Source organism: Pelagibius sp., from assembly GCF_965249265.1.
GTDB lineage: Bacteria > Pseudomonadota > Alphaproteobacteria > Kiloniellales > Kiloniellaceae > Pelagibius.
Genome location: NZ_OZ252224.1, coordinates 4,325,174 through 4,343,184 on the forward strand (window position 1 = coordinate 4,325,174; position 18,011 = coordinate 4,343,184).

Here is an 18,011-nt window from a genome sequence, read left to right on the forward strand (position 1 = left end):
GCCCCCAACTGTATCGTCTGGTTTTCAAGAATCGGCACGCAAATGAGACGCATTCGCGCGCTGATGTCGTTGTTTAGACGAGTGGCAGCAAAAAGATCGGTGCTCTGTGAGCCATTTTTATTGGGATTTTACTGACGCCAGCCGAGATTCAACGAAGGATTGTTAAGTAATTAGTAATTCGCGTCACTGAAAGCTGGTGCGTATCGGCCAAAGCATTGAGACCGCTGTCCACTGCATCGAGCGAGAGGCGCGCGGTCACCGGCTCAAACCCCGATGTGTCCGTAAGCAGCAGGATCCTGCCGGGCAGGTAGCGGTCAATCTCCTCGATTGCCTGGGTCAGGGGCAGGCTGTCGATGATGATCGCCCTATTGCGCCAGGGCGTCGCCAGGCGCAGGTCGACCTGACCGACCGACCCTGGCTTGCCGCCCTTCACGTAGCTGACCTGCTGACCGGCTTTGACTGCGACCCGCGACCCGGGATCCGAGATCGGCGACACGACGTCGACCGAACCTTCGGTTACCGTGACGGTTGCGGTCGTTCCCCGGTCGTGCACCACGAATGCCGTGCCCGTTGCCGTAGCGCGCCCTTGAAGGGCCAGCACAGCGAAAGGCCGCGCCGGGTCTTTCGCAACTTCGAACAGCGCCTCACCGCTAAGCAGAGACACCTCTCTCCCCGCCTTTGAATAGGTCACAGAGATTGCCGTGTCGGTATTCAGATAAGCGAGCGAACCGTCGGGCAGCGTTACGGTTGACTGCTCCCCCACGCCGGTGCGGTGATCGGCCATCAGCCATATCGGCAGGTCGATGACAAGCACAACAAGTGCTGCCAGCAGGGCGGTTGCCAGGCCGGCGATCGCTGTTGGACGTCTTAAAGGCCCCGTGAACCGTCGATGTCTCGGCGGCAAACTCCGCGCTGCCGGTGTTTTCCCGCGTGACGAAACCGCGTTGGCTGCAGGCATCTCGTCCGAACCCGCGAAAGCCGTTTCCAGATCCCCGATGTCATTCCAAAGATCTCGAATCTCACTAAACGCGCGGCTATGGCGCGGATCTGCCTCGCACCAGGCCCTGAACGCCGCAAGATCGGTTTCGGATACCTCGCCGGAGGCAAGACGGACGAACCAATCCTGCGCAGTGTCTTCGATCTGCCCGGTCGACATGCTTTGATCTCGTACTTCCGTCATCGATCAGACTGGACGCCTTCGAACAGGGGCGGGATGAACGGCCGACAGCAAACTTTCCTGTTTTATATGGGGCCATTTATTCGCTTCTACATAGTAGACGAGTGAGCTCACGTTTTCTCATGCCCCTTGTCCAAAGAAAGAGTCTCCTGAAAACGCCGCCGCGCGTTAATCATGGCGGCGATGGCCTGCTTCAGGTCCTTGTAGACGGTTGTCAGGCCGATTCCGAGCATCTCGGCGATCTCAGCCTGTGTCTTGCTTTCAAACCGATTGAGATAGAACACCCTCCGGCAGCGGGGAGAGAGCTTCCCGATCTCCGTTTGAAGGTGAAGGAATTCCGCGCGCGCCATGGCGTGGCGCTCCGGCGTCAGTTCATCGGTGCCCCGCCAGATGAGGCCATCGACCTCGGCCAGGATCTCTTTGCGGCGCGCTTCAACGCGCAGATGGTCAGTCGCCAGATTGGCGGCCATGCTGAACAGATAAGCTTTGTAATTGCGGATCGGCGGATGCTCGTTGGCGTTCAGCAGCTTGACGTAAAGATCCTGCGCAATATCGGAGGCCAGGCTGGACGAGCCGAGCCGTCCGGCGAGAAACCGCAGGAGCTCCCACTCGCACTCCCGATAGGTCTGCAGCAGCATTGATTCCCGCATAGGTGCCCAAAACCCGGGCAGGCGCTGCCGCCGCCCCCATCCCTCAAATTCTGTGTTCCAACCGGCCGTGGCTTCAATCGCTTGATGTTCCGGCCAGTCTTCGACTTCAATGTCAGAAATTGAGAATCATTCTCATCTACATAACCCTGTTCTACAGCCCTGACCCCTGGATGACAACGCCTGGTGTTGGCTATCTTGACGTTTGAGAGAACCGGTATTTGGGGAAGACTGCAGCCCCTCGCCTTCATCGGCGGCGATTCGCGCCGCCGCATGGGCCTTGTCATGAACAGCCGGTTACATCGGCCTGGCGACCGGAAAGCCGGAAGGGTCGCGGACGGACGCCGGCTGGCCGAGAAACCTTGACCGGCGCCCGTCAGATTGCGCCGTGCGCCCCCAGCACACTGGCGCCCACGGTCAACAGACTTAAGGCCAGCAGGATCCGATGCATTTTGAGCACCAGCGTGAAAGTTTCGTCCGGAGACAGATGTGCCCGCGCGCGAAACCACCGATGCAGGAACAGAGGTTCGGCCAGGAAGAGCACAAACGTGAAAACAGCCCATACGGCGACCATCGCATGCATCCACCAAAATGCCGGGTCGCTGAACCGGTCCCAGGCGTTCAGTTGATGGGTCATGTAGAAACCGGTTGCCCCGGCAATGACTGTCGAGATGCGGGCCTGGAAGGCGAAACGCCCCTCAATCATCTCGAACAGCCGCAGCCGGTCCGCCGCCGGAACCGAGCGCATGATGCCGGGCAGCAGCACGAGTGTCACAAGCGAAACACCGCCGATCCAATGCACGATGGCGATGACATGCAGCGCACGGGCAATCGTGAGATCATCCATGCTTCAACCGATTACCAGGATTGGACCCGTTCACACTCACCATCCGTATTGAGGCTTTGCTTGTTTGAAAATGATTATCATAACTACTATCAGTTTATTGAAATTACTCTACCGAAATCGGTATTTCGTTGTATTCACGCGTAAAAAAGCCTAATTATTCAAAACTGATCTCGTATATCAACATCAACGAAAACGACCGCGGGCGACAGGGACATCCGCCTGAACCGGCAAGAAACGCAGCAGGGTCCGATCGGGGCAATTGGAGGCTCGAGCGACAATCAATCCCGGGCTTGAGGAGAGCAAAACATGCAGGGCAACAAGCCGATAATAGATACCTTGAACAAACTGCTGACCGAGGAGCTGACCGCTGCGGATCAGTATTTCATCCACTCGCGCATGTTTCACGACTGGGGACTGAACGCCCTCTATGAGCGTTTCAAGCATGAGCAGGAAGAAGAACTCGACCATGCGTCCAGGCTGGTCGAACGGATCCTGTTTCTCGAAGGCACGCCGGACGTTGGCTCGCGCAGCGCCCTCAACGTCGGCAAGACCCTGCCCCAGATGTTGAAGAACGATCTCGACTACGAACTGGCGGTCGGCACGGCGCTGAAGTCTGCGATCGCCGAATGTGAGAAAGCAAAGGACTACGTGACCCGCGGCATTCTCGTCGACCTGCTTACAGATACCGAGGAAGATCACACGCACTGGCTGGAAAAGCAGCTTGGGCTGATCGACAAGATGGGTTTGGAGAACTACACCCAGTCCGTGGCTTCCTAACGCTTGAAAAGGCCGCTTCGCTGGGCGCCACCCTTCTTCCGTAAAGTTGCCAGGGGTCAGCCGTCAGGGCCGTGACCGGCACAGCGGAGATGTACCAGGCTGCCTGCGAAGTGGCGGCGTAAGCCGGGGATAAGAGAGAGCGCCCGGTAAAGGCGTGTCCGTTTTGGAAAGGGGTCGGCGTAGCTCTGCACGGAGAGTATCTCCAGCCCCGGGATTTCCCGGATGAAGTCCGGGATTTCATCAATCGTGATTCCCCAAGGCATCGCAGGCGCCCTGTAACTCTTGGTCACGTTGAAACCGCTCATCGTTTTCCGAGAGAAAAACGGCGGAATGGCGTCAAAGAACATCTCCGCTCCGGGAAAGGTCTCGGCGATACGGCGCAGGAGCGCAACCACCTCGGCTTCGTGAAAATACATCAAAAGCCCCGACGCGGTGATGAAAGGAGGCGTTCTGCCCGGAACGTTTTCCATCCAAGAGGGGTCCAGCGCCGAGGCCTCTATCAGGGTGGCGTGAGGATGCGCGGGCAGCAGACGGCGCCGGACCGCGATGGCCTCCGGCAGGTCGACGCTGAACCAGCGCAGACGGTCGTCGCCGAGGCGCCAGAACTGGGTATCCAGACCCTCTCCGAGCGCTACGACCGTCGGGTGCTCCCTGTCAGCCGCGAGGTAGTCGCGGATCAGATCGTCGCTGTGGCGGGCCCTGATCGCATGGAACACGCTGTACCGGCCGAAGTGGCCGGCGAAATTGTAATCGATCCGCGCCACCAGCTCGGCCGCCATGGGGTCCTCGATCAAGCGATCGGCGCGGCGCATTTCGCAGGCGCGGTTCCATAGCGGCCAGAGCATGGTCTCCGGAACGCCCGAGAGGTCTACCTCGAACAACTCTGAAGGTCCCGCCTGGGCGCCCGGTTCTAGTTTTTTGTCCATATCCGCGTCAATTGCTCCCGTCGTTCGGGTTGCCCTCGCGGTCCGCATTCGCCGCCAGGCGCCAGCCGGCGGCGCGCAGACGCTCGTTCCAGAAACTGGCGTAGCGTCCTTCCGCTGCAAGCAGTTCATCGTGGCTGCCTTGCTCTGTGATCCGCCCCTTATCGAGCACGATGATCCGGTCGGCGCCACGCACGGTCTGCAACCGGTGAGCCACCACCACCAGCGTCTTTTCTCGGGTCAGCGCACGCAGGGCCTGCTGGACGGCAGCTTCGTTCATCGGATCCAATGCGGCGGTTGCCTCATCCAAGAGAACAATGGGCGCATCCTTCAGAATAGCGCGGGCAATCGAGACGCGCTGGCGCTCGCCGCCGGAGAGTGCGGTCCCGCCTTCACCCACGCGGCTTGCCATACCGGCCGGCAGCCGGGCGGCGATCTCATCGACGCAGGCAAGGCGCGCCGCCTCGCTCACTTCCTGGTCCGAGGCGCCCTCTCTTCCGAGGCGGATGTTTTCTTCGATGGTCCCGTCGAAGAGATAGACGTCCTGGAACACCACCGAGATACGCGCCATGAGATCTTCGTTGGCGATATCGCGAACATCGGCGCCGCCGATGCCGACCTGTCCCGCATTCACATCCCAGAACCGTGCAATCAGACGCAGTATCGTCGTCTTTCCCGATCCGGATGGCCCGACGATCGCCGTCATCTTGCGTTCAGGGGCCGAGAAGCTGACCCCCTTGAGAACCTCTTCGGCGCCATAGGCGAAATGCACATCATCGAAGACGACGGCGCTGTCACTTGGGCGCAGGGATCGAACCGGTTCGGCAAGTGGCGCTGTCGACAACAAGTCGTCCATACGCTCGAGGCTGTTGCTGCTAATTCTCAAGGCACCGCCCAGATCCGCTGCCGCAATAAGTGGTTCCACGTAACGCACGGCGAGGACCAGAAGGGCAAGCAGTTCAGGTAGGTCGATCTCACCGCCGAGCGCAAGGTTCACCCCGAACAGCAGAATGATGGTGAAGGCAAGCTGCACGACCAATACGAAGGCCGCGAGCGCCGGCGCCACAGTCAGGATCTGTGCCCGCCCGGCATCACGCTGCTCACGCAGTGCGGCATCGAGCTGACGATGTCCCTCCGCAGCACGGCCGAAAGCCCGCAGCACCGGTTGCTTTTGCGCGAACTCGACGATCCGGCCGGCGGCTTCCGCCCCGGCGGCATCGCTGCGCCGATCCGTCCGCTGCACCAACCTGCCCGACCAGCGATAGGTCAGCGCCGCCAGCGGCGCCGTCACGAGCGCGGCGGCGGCCAGGCGCCAGTCGAAGAGGAACATCACGGCGACGACGGTCGCCGGGGTCACGAAGGCGGTGATGACGGGACGGAGAAGGTGCGCGGGAACACCCATGACGTCGATCACACCCTGGCTGGTCAGCCGCCCGACGGGCCCGACACGGTCGGTTGCGAACCAGCCGAGGGGAAGCTTGGCGATATGGTCGCCAAGGCGCGAGAACAGTGTACCCGCCAGACCGACCGCCGCCCGGTAACCGGCCAATTGGGTGCGAAAGCGCAGCACTACGTAAACCGCGAACACACCCGCAATGGCGGCGAGCCAGTTCCAGGCAGCCCCTAGATCGCCGCTTAGGAAAGCATCAAAAAACGGTACGAGCAGAGTAAAGCCAAGCCCCATCAGCACCGCCTCGGCAACGAGGCCGGCAAGGTTCCAGCGCAAGACCCGGACGGTGCCGGGCCCTGCGACCGTGAGCAGCGCCCGAATCATGATGCGGCCTCGGAAGCACTGACAGGAGAGGCTTCACCGGCCGACCACAAGCGCGCGTAAAGGCCCTGGTGCTGCAGCAGGTCCTCATGACGGCCACGCTCTACGATACGGCCTTTTTCCATCACGCAGATCTGGTCCGCGCCGATGATTGTACGCAGCCGATGGCCGATGACTAACAGCGTACGGCCGGCGACAAGGGTGGTCAGCGCATCCTGGATCGCCGCCTCCGACTCCGGGTCGGCAAAGGCCGTCGCTTCGTCGAGCACCAAAACCTGCGGATCAGCGAGGATGGCGCGGGCGATTGAGACCCGTTGCGCCTCGCCGCCGGAAAGCTGAGCATCGACACCGACGATCGAATCATAGCCGCGCGGCAGGCAAACGATCCGGTCGTGGATCTGGGCCGCGCGGGCGGCATCCTCAATTGCCGATTGGGATGCTCCCGGGCGCGCCAGTGCAATGTTCTCTCGCAGACTGGCACGGAGAAGCTGAACGTCCTGGAAGACGAAACTGACGGAGCGATAAAGGTCATCCGCCGTCATCTCCGTGGTCGCTACGCCGCCGATGGTGATGCGCCCGGTATCCGGATCCCAGAATCTCGGCAAAAGTCTAGCCAGGGTGCTCTTGCCGGAGCCCGAGGGACCGACGAGGGCGGTTACCGTGCCCGGCTCCAGTATCATGCCCAGTTCCCGCACTGCAGCCGTATCGCCATCGTAGGAAAAGCTGACAGCCTCAAACGCGATGCGGGAGCCTTGCGGTTTTCGTGCGACAGCGGGCTCGGGCAATACCGGCATCTCAAGCAACGCGACGATCCTGTTCGCCGCCTCTTTGGCGAGCATCATCTCGTTCTGAGCAAAGGCGAGAGTGAGAAAGGGCGCGGTCAGCCCGGGCGCCAGAACGGCAAAAGCCAGAAGATCGGCAGGCGCCGTAGAATCGGCACCAACCAGCAAGAGTCCGGCCACCAGAACAACGACCAGAGAGAACAGCGGAGAAAGCACAATCTCTGTGGTCGCGGACAATCGTAAGAGCCCACGCACCCACTCCCAGAAATAGGCAACAAAGGCCTGGGTCCGTTCGACAAAGCGGCCATAGGCCTTCCTGCCCTGGCCAAAGGTCTTGACGACAGCGATGCCCTGAACGAATTCCACCGAGGCGGCGTTCACGTCCTGAAGGGCTGCCTCATAGGCCGCCATCTTGTCCCCGAAACCCCGAAACTGCAGACCGTAGAGCGCCATGCCGAGACCCAGCGGAACGGCGGCAACCAGCGCCAGCCGCCAGTCGGTCCAGATCAGGTAGCCGAAGGCGATCAACGGCGTGACGACGGCGGCGGTCATATTCGTATAGGCATGCCCGACCATGTGATGCAGCGCCGCCACGTCGTCTTGCAGCGCCTTCTTGACCGCGCCGCTGCTGTTCTCGCCGAACCAACCGAGCGGCACATGGCGCAGCCGGTCCGTCATGCGGCGGCGCAGGTCGAGCTGCAGATCGAGATCGGCCAGATGCGTAAGGCCACCCGCTACCATGAGAAAGACCAGCCGCACGACAAGAGCGGCGGCGCCCAATCCTGCGATCCACCAGACACGGGCCGGGTCGACCGTCTGCTCGGCGAGTAGCGCCCGTCCGACTTCCGCCACTGCTATAAAGGGCATGACCCCCGCCACGGCGCTGACGGCCTGGAACAAGCAGGCAAGCAGCAGGGGAGACTTGACGGGCGCGATCAACTGTCCGACCGGCGATGGCCTTTTGGATTGCTTTGAACGATCACCGGATGACGTCTCGGTTGCGCGATCAGCTTCCTTCATGCCGTGGCCGTCTGTTCCTGCTGCCTGAGCGACAAGCGGCGAATCAGGCTGAGGGAAGCCGACACCGACAGAGCCCCTGAAAGGAACGCTGCCCCATAGCCGAACTGTCCGGCAACCACGCCCGAACAGGCCATACCCGTCATCGAGAGTAGCCAGTAGATGCAGATAAAGACGGTGAAGTCCGTGCCTTCCTGGCCCGCCGCGCTGTGATTCATGAAGATCGTGTTCGTCATCACACTTATGAAGCTGAAACCGAGGTAGAAAAGAACGACGCTAGCCGCCCCATGGACCGCGCTTAAATCCCAGTAGCTGACACAGGCTGCATAGAGCAGAAATGCCACATTGACGATCACACCAAGGGGCAAAACGGCGGAAAGGCCGTAGCGGCGAACGACGAAAGCCGAAAGGGGCCCGCCGGTGAACAGGGCAGCGCAGGTGAACACGCCGTTGATCATGCCGATCTGGTCCAGCGTGAATCCCACATCGACGAGACGGGGTTGGAGCATGCCGAAACCCAGCCCGACACCGAAGGCAAGCGGTGCAAGAAAAGCGATAACCGGTCTGACTTCCTTACGCTTGAAGAACCGTTTGAGCGAGGGCTGCAGACCGGAGGCCGCGTCTGCCGGTCGCGGTTCTGTTTCCCTCGCCCCGAGAGCGGGCAACAGAAAAAGGACAGCGAGACTGGCCATAGCCAGCATGGTGACGGACCAACCGGCGCTGCTGTAGAGGAACAAAAGACCGCTCGCCCCGATCACCGCGCCGAGCGCTCCCCCTGCAGGCAAAAGTGCACTGCCCCAGGGCCGCTGCGATTGGCTGAGGTTCTCCACCGCAAAGCCGAGTAGCGCCGTACGCTGGGTTGCGCCAAAGAGTGAGACAAGCGTGGCGACCGCCAGTATTGCCAGCACACCATCGCCCGGCGACAGCAGCGCGGCAACGGCGATGAGGCCGGCCGCACAGAGCTGCAGGACAATGATCCAGGAACGGCGCCGTCCCCATCGGTTCAGCGCTCGGCCATCGACAATTGGCGCCCAAAGAAAAACCAGCGCATATGGCAGATAAATCAAAGCCGTCAGACCGATGAGAGCCAGAGGCACCCCCGCCTCACGCATAATCGCCGGCAGACCCACGGCAAAGAATGTCATCGGCACGGCCAGAGCGGCACTCATCAGAAAGATGACGGCATAAGTCATGTTCAAAACCGAATCTTGGCACCGATTCCGAAGCGGCGCGGCTGACCCGGCACACCCACCGAAACCCTTTCGCCCGCAAGGCTGGCACCAAAGCTGAAGGCCGTTTCAGCGTATTCCTCGTCAAAGAGATTCGTCACGAAGCCATAGATCGAGACACGTTCCGAGCCCCAGCCCGCGCGAAGATTGACGATATCGAAGGCGCCCAGATCGAAACGGTTTTGAGGATCGACCGTGCGTGTTCCGACGTATTGGTACTCAGCGCGCCCAAAGACATCGCCTTCGAATGAGAACAGATCCAGCGGGCGTTCGTACTGTGCCGCAAGGTCGAAAGAGACCTCAGGCGCAAAGGGAATTTCATTGCCGGCCGCAACCGTAGGATCGTCGGACTCAACAATCTCGGTTTGCAAAAGCGCCAGCCCGCCCGACAGTGTCAGCCCCTCGAGCGGCCTGACCGCGGTGGCCAGTTCGATACCATAGGTCTCCGTATCGATGTTTTCGATGACGGACTCGAAGGTGACGGGGACCGTGACCTGGACGTGTTCACCCTCCGTATCGTTGAAGAAGACTGAGGCACTGACGTCGAGCATGCCGTCGAGCAGTGTCCCGCGCAGGCCGGCTTCGTAGGACCAGGTGTAGGCGGCATCGAACTCATCGGTCGCAGCACCGTTGCGGGCATCAAAATCAGCCAATTGAAATCCGCCTGCCTTGGCGCCGCGGGAGACGGATGCAAAGCCGGTAAGCGTCGGCAGGAAATCGTAGGTTATGGCCGCACGACCTGTAACCAGGTCGAAGGACTCATCCGCGTCTTCGCTCGAGTCCGCGCCCAAGGTGCCGCCGGAGCGATCCGTGAAACGCCCGTCGAAGTCTTTTTGCTCGTGTGTATAGCGCAGACCCGCAATCGCACGCAGGCTCTCCGTTAGAGGTACGGTGACCTCGCCGAATCCCGCGTAGCTCGTTGTGATATGCCGGTTATCAAACTCGCCGAAAATGAATGCGGTGCTGTTGGACGTGAAGTCGATCTCGAAATCGGAGCGAAACAGGTTCACGCCGGCCAGCCAGCGCAGACCGCTCTCCAACTCGCCGTCCAGGCGGAACTCCTGAGAAAGCTGGATGTTCTCGTCGCGGATTTCCCGAAAGTCCGCATCAGGATTATTGAATAAAAAGGGTGAAGCGCCGGTTCTCGCGCTGAACACAAGACCATCAGTGTCATCAGAGAAGAAGTCCGAGGTGTAGTACTGAAGGCCAGTAACCGAGGTCAAGGTCATGGCCTCGAAATCGCGGCGAACCGTGAGACCGCCACCTAGGGTCTCCAGATCATAGCTCGGCGCGCTGTCGAAGAAGACCTGCGGAAAGTCGGGGTCTTCAAACCAGGCACCGGCAGGTTCCTCATTGTAATTCCCATAGCGCAAAGCCAAGGTGGCGTCCGTCGCATCGTCGGGGAACCAAACGAACTTGCCGTGGACATTGAGAAGGTCCTGATCCCTGACCGTTTCCCCGGAGTTGAGATCGCGGATATCACCATCCCTGGTGTCGAGTTGAACCGCAATCCGGCCCGCCAGGTCTTCACTGAGCGGGCCGCTTGCCAGAGCGGTAACCCGGCCAAAGTCAAAGTTGCCGATCTCGCCGCCGATTTCGAATAGAGGCTCGAAAGTCGGATCAGCCGTTGTGATGTTAACGGCGCCGGCCTGTGCGTTGCGCCCATAGAGGGTGTTCTGCGGTCCTCGCAGAATCTCGATCCGCTCGAGATCGAAGAACTCGCGATCCTGGGCCCTCAGCGGTACCGGAACGCCATCAATAAAGACTGGCACCGAGCCGTCGTCGGCAGACTGTGGAAAGAACGAGCCGACGCCGCGGATATTCGGCGTGTTGCTGCCGCGCACCCCTGTGTCAATATAGTTGTAGCCTGGAACGCTGCGGGCAAAGCTTCTGGCATCGCGGATCCCCTGCTGATCGATACTCTTGGAATCAAACACACTGATTCCGAAAGGAATCCGCTGAACCGGTTCCTCAAGCTTACGCGCGGTCACTGTAATCGTATCGAGTTGCAGCGGCTTCTTCTCCTCCTGCCCGAGGGCAGTTCCACAGGAAACCGTAGATGCCACGAAGGCGACTGCTACAGTCACTGCATTGGGTCCGAACGTTTTTCCGGCCGGACAATCAATGCGCGCAAGCTGCATCTGTCTTCGCCCCCCAGCGATTGATTTGCCAGAGGGCGAGCCCCTCTTGCTTCACCGAACCAAGCCGCCTTGCAAATACCGAAGATCAGGACAGCTAAGTGCCTAATCCCTGCATTTGCTGCGTGGTTCCGGGTCTGAAGCAGAGTTAGCCGCGGCTGGCGCCGACACGCCAGATGCCAGGCTTATGCGCGCGGACAATTCACGTATGCGCAAGGAACTCACAGCCGCCGCACTTCGCTTGGCGCTATCCCGAACTTGCGACGGAACGCGCTGGAGAAATTGCTTTGGTGGCGATAGCCCACCGAGTAGGCGGCCTGTGAGATCGTCCAACCCTCGAACGCAATACCGTCGCGCGCACGCTGCAGGCGGGCATCCCGCAGAAACGCGAAAACCGGCTGCCCGAGAACGAGGGGAAACTTGGCCTTCAGCGCACTGACACTCAAGCCAGCTTCCCGCGCCAAGTCAGAGAGCGAATGATCACTCTCCGGCTCGGCCACCAGCCTGTCCCTTATCCGAAGGATCTTCGCGCGATCGCGTTTGGAAACCGGGCCACTTGACTCCTCCTTGCCAGCGTCACCGGCGATCAGGGCCCGTGCCAGGAATTGAAGAGCGCAACTCTCTGACAGCAGACGTCCGATCCCGCCGACCGCCGTTGGCTCGAACAGTTCTCTTGCCAATTGGGCGGTCGCCGGCGTGATAGGCAAAGACAGCATAGCGGTAGACCGGAGAAGGGCCTCCACTCTGTCGGCGACATCATCGTCCATCAAATCCTGCGGCCGGGTTCTGATCAGCAAGCTTCGCGAGCGTTGACCGGTACGAATACGCGCGCCTAGCCGCATGCCGTCCGCGACCGAGACCATCACCGCCGAGCCGGGATTGATTGCCAGCCTGTCTCGGCTTCCAAATGCGCAGTCCGCGGGATCGCCGTCCAACAAGACAGCAATGTTGAGCGAACGCGACACCCTGCCGTCATGCTGACTGTCCTGCAGGCTTGTGAGATCGCTGGCGCAAAGACTGATTCCGCAAGGAAGGCTCTGCAGTCCCACGAGCCCCTCAAAAAGCGGTGGCGCGTAGGTTGCCGACGGCCCGTCAGGCGAAAGCGCGGTGTATTGGTAGCCAAACCTCCGTGCAGCCTCGGCCATGTCCGTCGCGGAAACCGCATCATTTTCGGCAGCCATCGCCTAGGTAGTGCACTCATAAATCTATTTTCAAGATCAGCGGTTTGTGATTCTGTGATGGTCTGGTTTGGCGTTCGGAGGAGAGCATGTCACGCTATGATCTTACGGAGCTGGAATGGCGGTTCATCCAACCGATTCTGCCGAACAAGGTGAGGGGTGTGCAGCGGCGCGATGACCGGCAGGTTCTGAATGGCATCTTCTACGTGTTGCGCACCGGCTGTCCGTGGCGCGACCTGCCCGGGCGCTACGGCCCCTATACCACTGTGTACAACCGCTTCCGCCGCTGGACCCGGGCCGGCGTCTGGGACCGGGTCATGGACGCGGTGGTGGATGCTCACAACGGCGATGTGGTGATGATCGACGGCACGTCGGTGCGCGTGCATCACGCCGGGGCCACGCTCAAAAAAACGATCCCCGACGATGCATGGGTCGTTCACGTGGCGGTCTGACCACAAAAATCCACGTTCTGGTCAATGAATGGGGGCTACCGTTGAAGGTCCACCTGACGCCGGGACAGGCCCATGACGGGCCGGTGGCGCCGCTTCTGCTGGGGGACTTGCAACCCGGACAGGCTGTTCTGGCCGACAAGGCATACGACGCCAACCACATTCGAAACCTGATCTGGGAGAAGGGAGCGGAAGCGGTGATCCCCTCCAAATCCGACCGCAAGATACCGATCCCATTCGACCGGGAACTCTATCGTCAACGCAACAAGGTCGAGCGCTTCATCGGCCGTATCAAGAAATCCTTCCGGCGCATCGCAACCCGATACGACAAGACATCACATGCCTTCCTCGCCTTCATCAAAATCGCCGCTGTCAGAATCTGGTGCGAAGCTTATGAGTCCGCTACCTAGTTCCATCCTGCCCCCGATGATTGCCCCTGGAAGAGCCTGGGGAAAAGACCGGGTCGAGCGTCGCGCCGCAAGCGGCATGCCAGCTCCTGCGCAAGCACCGCCGAACACCTGATTTTTGAACCAGCAGCGCAGACATTGGCATGCAATCGAAAGATCAATTGCTACCTTAGGGAACAAGCGGTTGAAGCAGCTTGAACTTGTACCCTTTCTTTTTTCAGAGTGACCGAAAGTTCGTGGACAGTCAATGCAAATGCGACGCATTCGCGACAATGAATCACTGGTATTCATCACTCCCGCTCCGGCAGGACCGCTTGAGGGCTACTTCGGATACCTTGACGCGGGCGTCGGCAGACCCGAAGTCGCCATCGGGGCTGAAGGTCTCGGCTGGCCAAGCATCCCAAGCAGTGCAGGAGCGCTTAGTAACGCAAATTCGATTTGGACACGGCAGGGTTGTGTGATCGAATGGACTGGCGTGAAAACTCGTGGCTGCCTACTTATCTGCTGTCTACTTAAAAGCATCAAAAAGATGGATCTGAAGCCGCTGCAGCCAACTGCTGCGTATATCTTGATGAACGGCCAGCGGGCCAGAGTGATGAGTTCGACGTTCCCATTTCAGGACGCAAACCCATGCAAAAACGACGCACCTTTTTGACCGTTTCCCTTATGCCGCTTTGCCTGGCGGTCGCCTTGCTGGCCGGCTGCTCGCATCCGACGCCCTATGCACCGGCTATCGACGGTAAGGGCTATGCCGAGCAACAGCTGGAAACCGACCGTTACCGTGTTTCTTTTGCCGGAAACTCGGCAACGCCGCGGGAGACGGTTGAGAACTATCTGCTTTACCGCGCCGCCGAAATCACGGTCGAAGCGGGCCACGAACACTTCCGGGTCATCGCGCAGGAAACCGAAACGGAAACCGTCTATCGAACGACGGCGAGCAACCTCGGCGGCTTCGGCTTTCGCTCTTTCCCCTACTATCACAACTCCGGCTTCAGCAGCTTCGCAACAGCCACCGCCAGGCCCGTCACGAGCTATGAAGCCTTTGCGAATATTGTGATGGTCACCGACAACGCAGCAGCGGAAAGCGATGATAACGCCTACGATGCCCGCGATGTTCTGAACAAGCTTGGCCCCACGGTCGTTCGTCCCGACGTGACCTTGGAAGACCCGCCGAAAGGCCACAGCGCATCGGGCGATGCGGGCTGAGCCTTTACTTTCGCTTCCAAGTCAGAGGCATCCGCCGCTATAGGCTTGACGTTCAACCATATGCCGCGCTACCGAAACAATTGCTCCGTGGGGGAGTAGCCGCTTCCCGAGCGAAAGGCCTGCGTCAACACACTTGGCATCAGCCATGGCACAGGCGGTCTGTTAAAGGCTTGGCGAGACCTACGGCGAGCATCGGCCAGAGGTGGGGAACTGCCTGGCCGTGCCGCCGTTCGTGTTCGCCGGTTCCCCAGGAGAGACTTCATGTAACAGTTCATTGCAATGACTGTCGTCGTCTTCCTCGCTGAACTGGGCAACAAGACCCAGTTGGCGACACTGCTGTTTGCCATCGACGATAGATAACTCCCGTTCTTCTTGATGACGGAGAGGGCAGAAGCAGGCCCAAGGGCGCTCGGCATTCTGGCCAGAAAAGGAGAAATTGGGCCCAACGCAAAGGTAGGGCGACAGTCAAAGACCAGATCTGATCTGCTTGGAACGTCTTTCAGAGCACGCTTTTTGCTGAGATTGTCGACTCCTTAGAGTGAATCGGCAACACCACCTTGGTTATGCAGTCTGAACACGCCGTCCGGCGCCACACGCCAGCGAACGACCCCTGCGATCATCGCGGGCGCGACGCTACCGATCATGTCGCTGGACATGGAGAGCGCATTATCGCCACTCAAGATACAGCAACCGGTTTGGTCGAGCCGTAGAACACGCTTCACAATCAAGCCAAGGGCGGAATGGCGAACCAGGACGACATCGCCCGGCACCGGCATCGAGCGGGACTTGCGAGCAATTACATAATCGCCGGCTTTCAAGCCCGGCGCCATGCTATCGCCGCCAACACGGGCGATCCGCCAACCCAACATCTTCCCGCCACCTAGAGTTCCGGATAGACGACAGGCGCCGAGGGCGGATAGGGGGAAGTCTTTCGCACAGCCTTAACGTCTTTCGTCGCCCAGAAAATCTCCGCGAACTTGTTGACCAGTTCCAACAAGGCTTCGCCGTCGGCGCGCTTGGAATTCTGTTTGCAGGCGCTCGCCTTCATCATGATCTGATGGACGAGGTCGTGAACCTGCGGGTGCGCTTCCAACTGCGGTGCCTTGAAATAGTCGCCCCAGATAATGCGGATCTCGTGCTTGACCTTCTCGGCCTCCTCTTCCTTGCGCAGCACGCAGCGCGCAAGTGTATTGTATACCTCAGGTAAAGCTGCGGCATCCTTGGGCGAGATCTCATCAATGATGTCGATCAGGCGAATGACGGAAAGAGCGGCGATCAGCGCCGGCGCCGGATCGTATATCTTGCAGGGGATATCGCAGTGCGCCAGGGCACGGGGCAGATCAAGCGCTTGGTCGGCCGATTTCAGCAGTCTGTGAAGCATTCGGGAATCCTCTAGTGAAAGGTTTGGATCTGCGTTGCCGAGAGGTCGTCGCTTGCTACGCGCCTGGCGGCATTGATCTCCTGCGCGATCGAGTTAGCATCAGCGCCCGCGCGCCGCATACATCCGATCAGGTCGGCAAGTGCACGATTGAGGTGTTGAAGACAACTTGTGCGCAAAGCCGGCGGCGCTGTCGCGTCACTTATGATGGTGCGCAGGAGCGTGGTCGCGCGTTGAAGGATCTCTTGCGCCTTCGCATGATCACCCCTGTCGCCGTGAACACTCGCGGCGTTCGACGCAGCAACCACCAGCGCCGGCGCGGGCTCGGATTCCGGATGCACCATCCCGGCTGCGGCGCTGTGCAGCAGCCCTTCGGCTTCGGTGAAGCCACTCAGGTAGTAATCAACCGCTTCTTTCAAATCGCCTGCGCGAAAGGCCGCGTTACCGTTCGCCATGAGCTTACGCCAGTGGTCGTCCGGATGCGGCCTGCTTGACGCAGCGGCCAAGGATGGGACCTTGGATACCGAGGCTTTCATCGCCGGTCTGTGGAATGCCGCGAAGTGTAGCGCTGATAGATCAAATGTGTCGCACGCCAGGATCCGAGCGCCAGCGCCGCACCCGCGAGCGCCGTCTCCAGACCGAACAGCGCGCCCCCATGCATCCCATGAAAGACGCCTTGGACCAGGACATAGAGAAGCAGCGCCAGATTGGCGGCAACAACAAACCAAATACGCCGCGTGAGCATAAGAACAGCCGTCGCGACGCCGAACACAAGGAACCCGGCAATATGTTCGAACGACGTCATGACATGAACAATGCCCAGTTCATGCTCATGCCCCGCATGCGCCATCGCAACCGAGGCAATCATCGAGTTTCCCACCAGCGCTGCGATAAACCCTTTCAATAGCTGCATTCTGAGATCCGCCCTTTCATGATCGTAATGGATTGACGGTGGCCTTGCCTGCCGCCGAAGTTGATCCGTCAATGAAAACTGCCATTTATACTCAGGCTCAAATAATATGCGAATGCGAGTCATTTGCATATATGATATATCCCTTTGCAACAAAAACAAAAAGGCCGCTGGATGACAGCGACCTTTCTGTAGAATGCACAAACTTGGTTTCGGGGGCAGGATTTGAACCTGCGCAGTCTGCGCGCGGGCTTTTCGCCCGTGCTCGCCCTTCGGGCTAAAAAAGCTCCACTGGAGCTTTTTCTATACGCTCTCAGCCTTCAAGTTATGAGGGGGTCTCGTACCCACAGGAGGTTGCTGGTCCAAAACCCCATCACCGGCGACCAACAAAACACCCGGCCTTGGGCCGGGTGTTTTGTTGGTTGCGGGAGCCCGCAAACACCTTTATCGAACAACTTTTGCTTGGCTAACGGAATAGACATAGGTGAGGATGAATACCCTTTTTGCAGACTTTAACCTATTGATCAAGAAACTCGAACCGGCAACTTGCGGCAAAAGACAGTTTGCAGACTTTGATAGTTATGCCACATCCGTCGCCCAGAACGCCCAGATCGCCCAGATCGCCCAGATCGCCAGGAAGAGCCTATTCCGATCGGTACCGGAGAATGTCTTCGATACGCAGTCCAGTCCGCCAATGCGCCATACGGTAACGAATTTCACCTGCCGACGTACCGTGGGTCGAGCGGTTCAATCTCGCCAACCGCCTGGCCCACAACTCAAGGGTTGGGCCATTGCTTTCAGGATGCTTGAGCAAAGCGCGAAGTTCCGCCCACCAAGGCGATTCCGGCTCCCTCAAAACCACCCGATAGCCAAACTCGACCGCATGGCGAGCATAGGCCTGGGAGATCAGAGAGAGACCGTTGCCGCGGTCCACGACGATGGGCGAGTGCCCTTCTTGCAACGCCTGTAGGTATCGCGCGAAGTTCCAATCCCGCGCCTCGGGCAAGAGAGCTGCATCGTAGTCATAGCGGGTAGGGTTTTCACCCACTTCGCTGTAGAAATAAGAATCTGTCTCAAGGACGATGCCAGCCACGCCAACAAGGCGCCGTGCTGTATAGCTCTTGCCGCTGCTCGGCAGCCCGCGCATGAGGTAGACGATCTTTGACGGGCTCATG

At 59.7% G+C, this 18,011-nt stretch carries 17 protein-coding genes, 1 pseudogene and 1 riboswitch; of the genes and pseudogenes, 4 read left to right on the forward strand and 14 right to left on the reverse strand.

Annotated elements, in window-relative coordinates; all coding sequences use genetic code 11:
• Nucleotides 1-148: 148 nt before the first annotated feature.
• From ACP146_RS20290 to ACP146_RS20300, 3 genes are all read right to left on the reverse strand, one after another.
• Entirely contained in the window at nt 149-1,156 is a 1,008-nt protein-coding gene (locus ACP146_RS20290; RefSeq protein ID WP_422368580.1) for a FecR family protein, read from the reverse strand.
• 131 nt (nt 1,157-1,287) lie between these two features.
• Nucleotides 1,288-1,815 (reverse strand): RNA polymerase sigma factor, encoded by a 528-nt coding sequence (locus tag ACP146_RS20295; RefSeq protein ID WP_422368581.1) that lies wholly within the window; start codon nt 1,813-1,815, stop codon nt 1,288-1,290.
• A gap of 385 nt (nt 1,816-2,200) precedes the next feature.
• The gene (locus ACP146_RS20300; protein WP_422368582.1) at nt 2,201-2,671 is read right to left on the reverse strand and encodes a hypothetical protein; all 471 of its coding nucleotides are present in this window, start codon (nt 2,669-2,671) and stop codon (nt 2,201-2,203) included.
• A 306-nt stretch (nt 2,672-2,977) separates the two neighbouring features.
• Here ACP146_RS20300 and bfr point away from each other — a divergent pair, with 306 nt between their 5' ends.
• Nucleotides 2,978-3,448: a bacterioferritin gene (gene bfr / locus ACP146_RS20305; RefSeq protein ID WP_422368583.1), complete on the forward strand. Its 471-nt coding sequence runs from the start codon at nt 2,978-2,980 to the stop codon at nt 3,446-3,448.
• Nucleotides 3,449-3,504: 56 nt separating this feature from the next.
• On the opposite strand, the gene ACP146_RS20310 is transcribed toward bfr, so the two are convergent.
• From ACP146_RS20310 to ACP146_RS20335, 6 genes are all read right to left on the reverse strand, one after another.
• Complete coding sequence (locus ACP146_RS20310; protein WP_425032968.1) at nt 3,505-4,374, reverse strand: class I SAM-dependent methyltransferase; 870 nt, start codon at nt 4,372-4,374, stop codon at nt 3,505-3,507.
• Between the two features lie 7 nt (nt 4,375-4,381).
• Nucleotides 4,382-6,145, reverse strand: a complete 1,764-nt coding sequence (locus ACP146_RS20315; protein WP_422368585.1) for an ABC transporter ATP-binding protein — start codon at nt 6,143-6,145, stop codon at nt 4,382-4,384.
• Nucleotides 6,142-7,944 (reverse strand): ABC transporter ATP-binding protein, encoded by a 1,803-nt coding sequence (locus ACP146_RS20320; protein ID WP_422368586.1) that lies wholly within the window; start codon nt 7,942-7,944, stop codon nt 6,142-6,144. The genes ACP146_RS20315 and ACP146_RS20320 overlap by 4 nt, the downstream gene beginning before the upstream one ends.
• Nucleotides 7,941-9,134 carry an MFS transporter gene (locus ACP146_RS20325; protein ID WP_422368587.1) on the reverse strand — a complete coding sequence of 398 codons (1,194 nt, stop codon included), beginning with the start codon at nt 9,132-9,134 and terminating at the stop codon, nt 7,941-7,943. The genes ACP146_RS20320 and ACP146_RS20325 overlap by 4 nt, the downstream gene beginning before the upstream one ends.
• A gap of 2 nt (nt 9,135-9,136) precedes the next feature.
• Entirely contained in the window at nt 9,137-11,311 is a 2,175-nt protein-coding gene (locus ACP146_RS20330) for a TonB-dependent receptor (protein ID WP_422368588.1), read from the reverse strand.
• 218 nt (nt 11,312-11,529) lie between these two features.
• Nucleotides 11,530-12,489, reverse strand: a complete 960-nt coding sequence (locus ACP146_RS20335) for a helix-turn-helix transcriptional regulator (RefSeq protein WP_422368589.1) — start codon at nt 12,487-12,489, stop codon at nt 11,530-11,532.
• Nucleotides 12,490-12,575: 86 nt separating this feature from the next.
• Here ACP146_RS20335 and ACP146_RS20340 point away from each other — a divergent pair.
• The 3 genes and pseudogenes from ACP146_RS20340 (at nt 12,576) to ACP146_RS20350 (ending at nt 14,908) form a co-directional block, all read left to right on the forward strand.
• A pseudogene (locus ACP146_RS20340) lies at nt 12,576-13,345 on the forward strand (IS5 family transposase).
• A 627-nt stretch (nt 13,346-13,972) separates the two neighbouring features.
• Nucleotides 13,973-14,548 carry a CC0125/CC1285 family lipoprotein gene (locus ACP146_RS20345; RefSeq protein WP_422368590.1) on the forward strand — a complete coding sequence of 192 codons (576 nt, stop codon included), beginning with the start codon at nt 13,973-13,975 and terminating at the stop codon, nt 14,546-14,548.
• Between the two features lie 77 nt (nt 14,549-14,625).
• Nucleotides 14,626-14,808, forward strand: a riboswitch (yybP-ykoY riboswitch).
• Nucleotides 14,809-14,827: 19 nt separating this feature from the next.
• The gene (locus ACP146_RS20350; protein ID WP_422369678.1) at nt 14,828-14,908 is read left to right on the forward strand and encodes a TMEM165/GDT1 family protein; all 81 of its coding nucleotides are present in this window, start codon (nt 14,828-14,830) and stop codon (nt 14,906-14,908) included.
• 173 nt (nt 14,909-15,081) lie between these two features.
• Here ACP146_RS20350 and ACP146_RS20355 read toward each other — a convergent pair whose 3' ends face one another.
• The 5 genes from ACP146_RS20355 to ACP146_RS20375 form a co-directional block, all read right to left on the reverse strand.
• Nucleotides 15,082-15,417, reverse strand: a complete 336-nt coding sequence (locus tag ACP146_RS20355; protein ID WP_422368591.1) for a S24/S26 family peptidase — start codon at nt 15,415-15,417, stop codon at nt 15,082-15,084.
• An 11-nt stretch (nt 15,418-15,428) separates the two neighbouring features.
• Complete coding sequence (gene sodN, locus ACP146_RS20360) at nt 15,429-15,929, reverse strand: superoxide dismutase, Ni (protein WP_422368592.1); 501 nt, start codon at nt 15,927-15,929, stop codon at nt 15,429-15,431.
• A gap of 11 nt (nt 15,930-15,940) precedes the next feature.
• On the reverse strand, nt 15,941-16,381 hold the full coding sequence (locus ACP146_RS20365) for a hypothetical protein (protein WP_422368593.1): 441 nt from the start codon (nt 16,379-16,381) through the stop codon (nt 15,941-15,943).
• A 77-nt stretch (nt 16,382-16,458) separates the two neighbouring features.
• The gene (locus ACP146_RS20370; protein ID WP_422368594.1) at nt 16,459-16,839 is read right to left on the reverse strand and encodes a hypothetical protein; all 381 of its coding nucleotides are present in this window, start codon (nt 16,837-16,839) and stop codon (nt 16,459-16,461) included.
• Nucleotides 16,840-17,479: 640 nt separating this feature from the next.
• The gene (locus ACP146_RS20375; RefSeq protein ID WP_422368595.1) at nt 17,480-18,010 is read right to left on the reverse strand and encodes an AAA family ATPase; all 531 of its coding nucleotides are present in this window, start codon (nt 18,008-18,010) and stop codon (nt 17,480-17,482) included.
• Nucleotide 18,011: the final 1 nt, after the last annotated feature.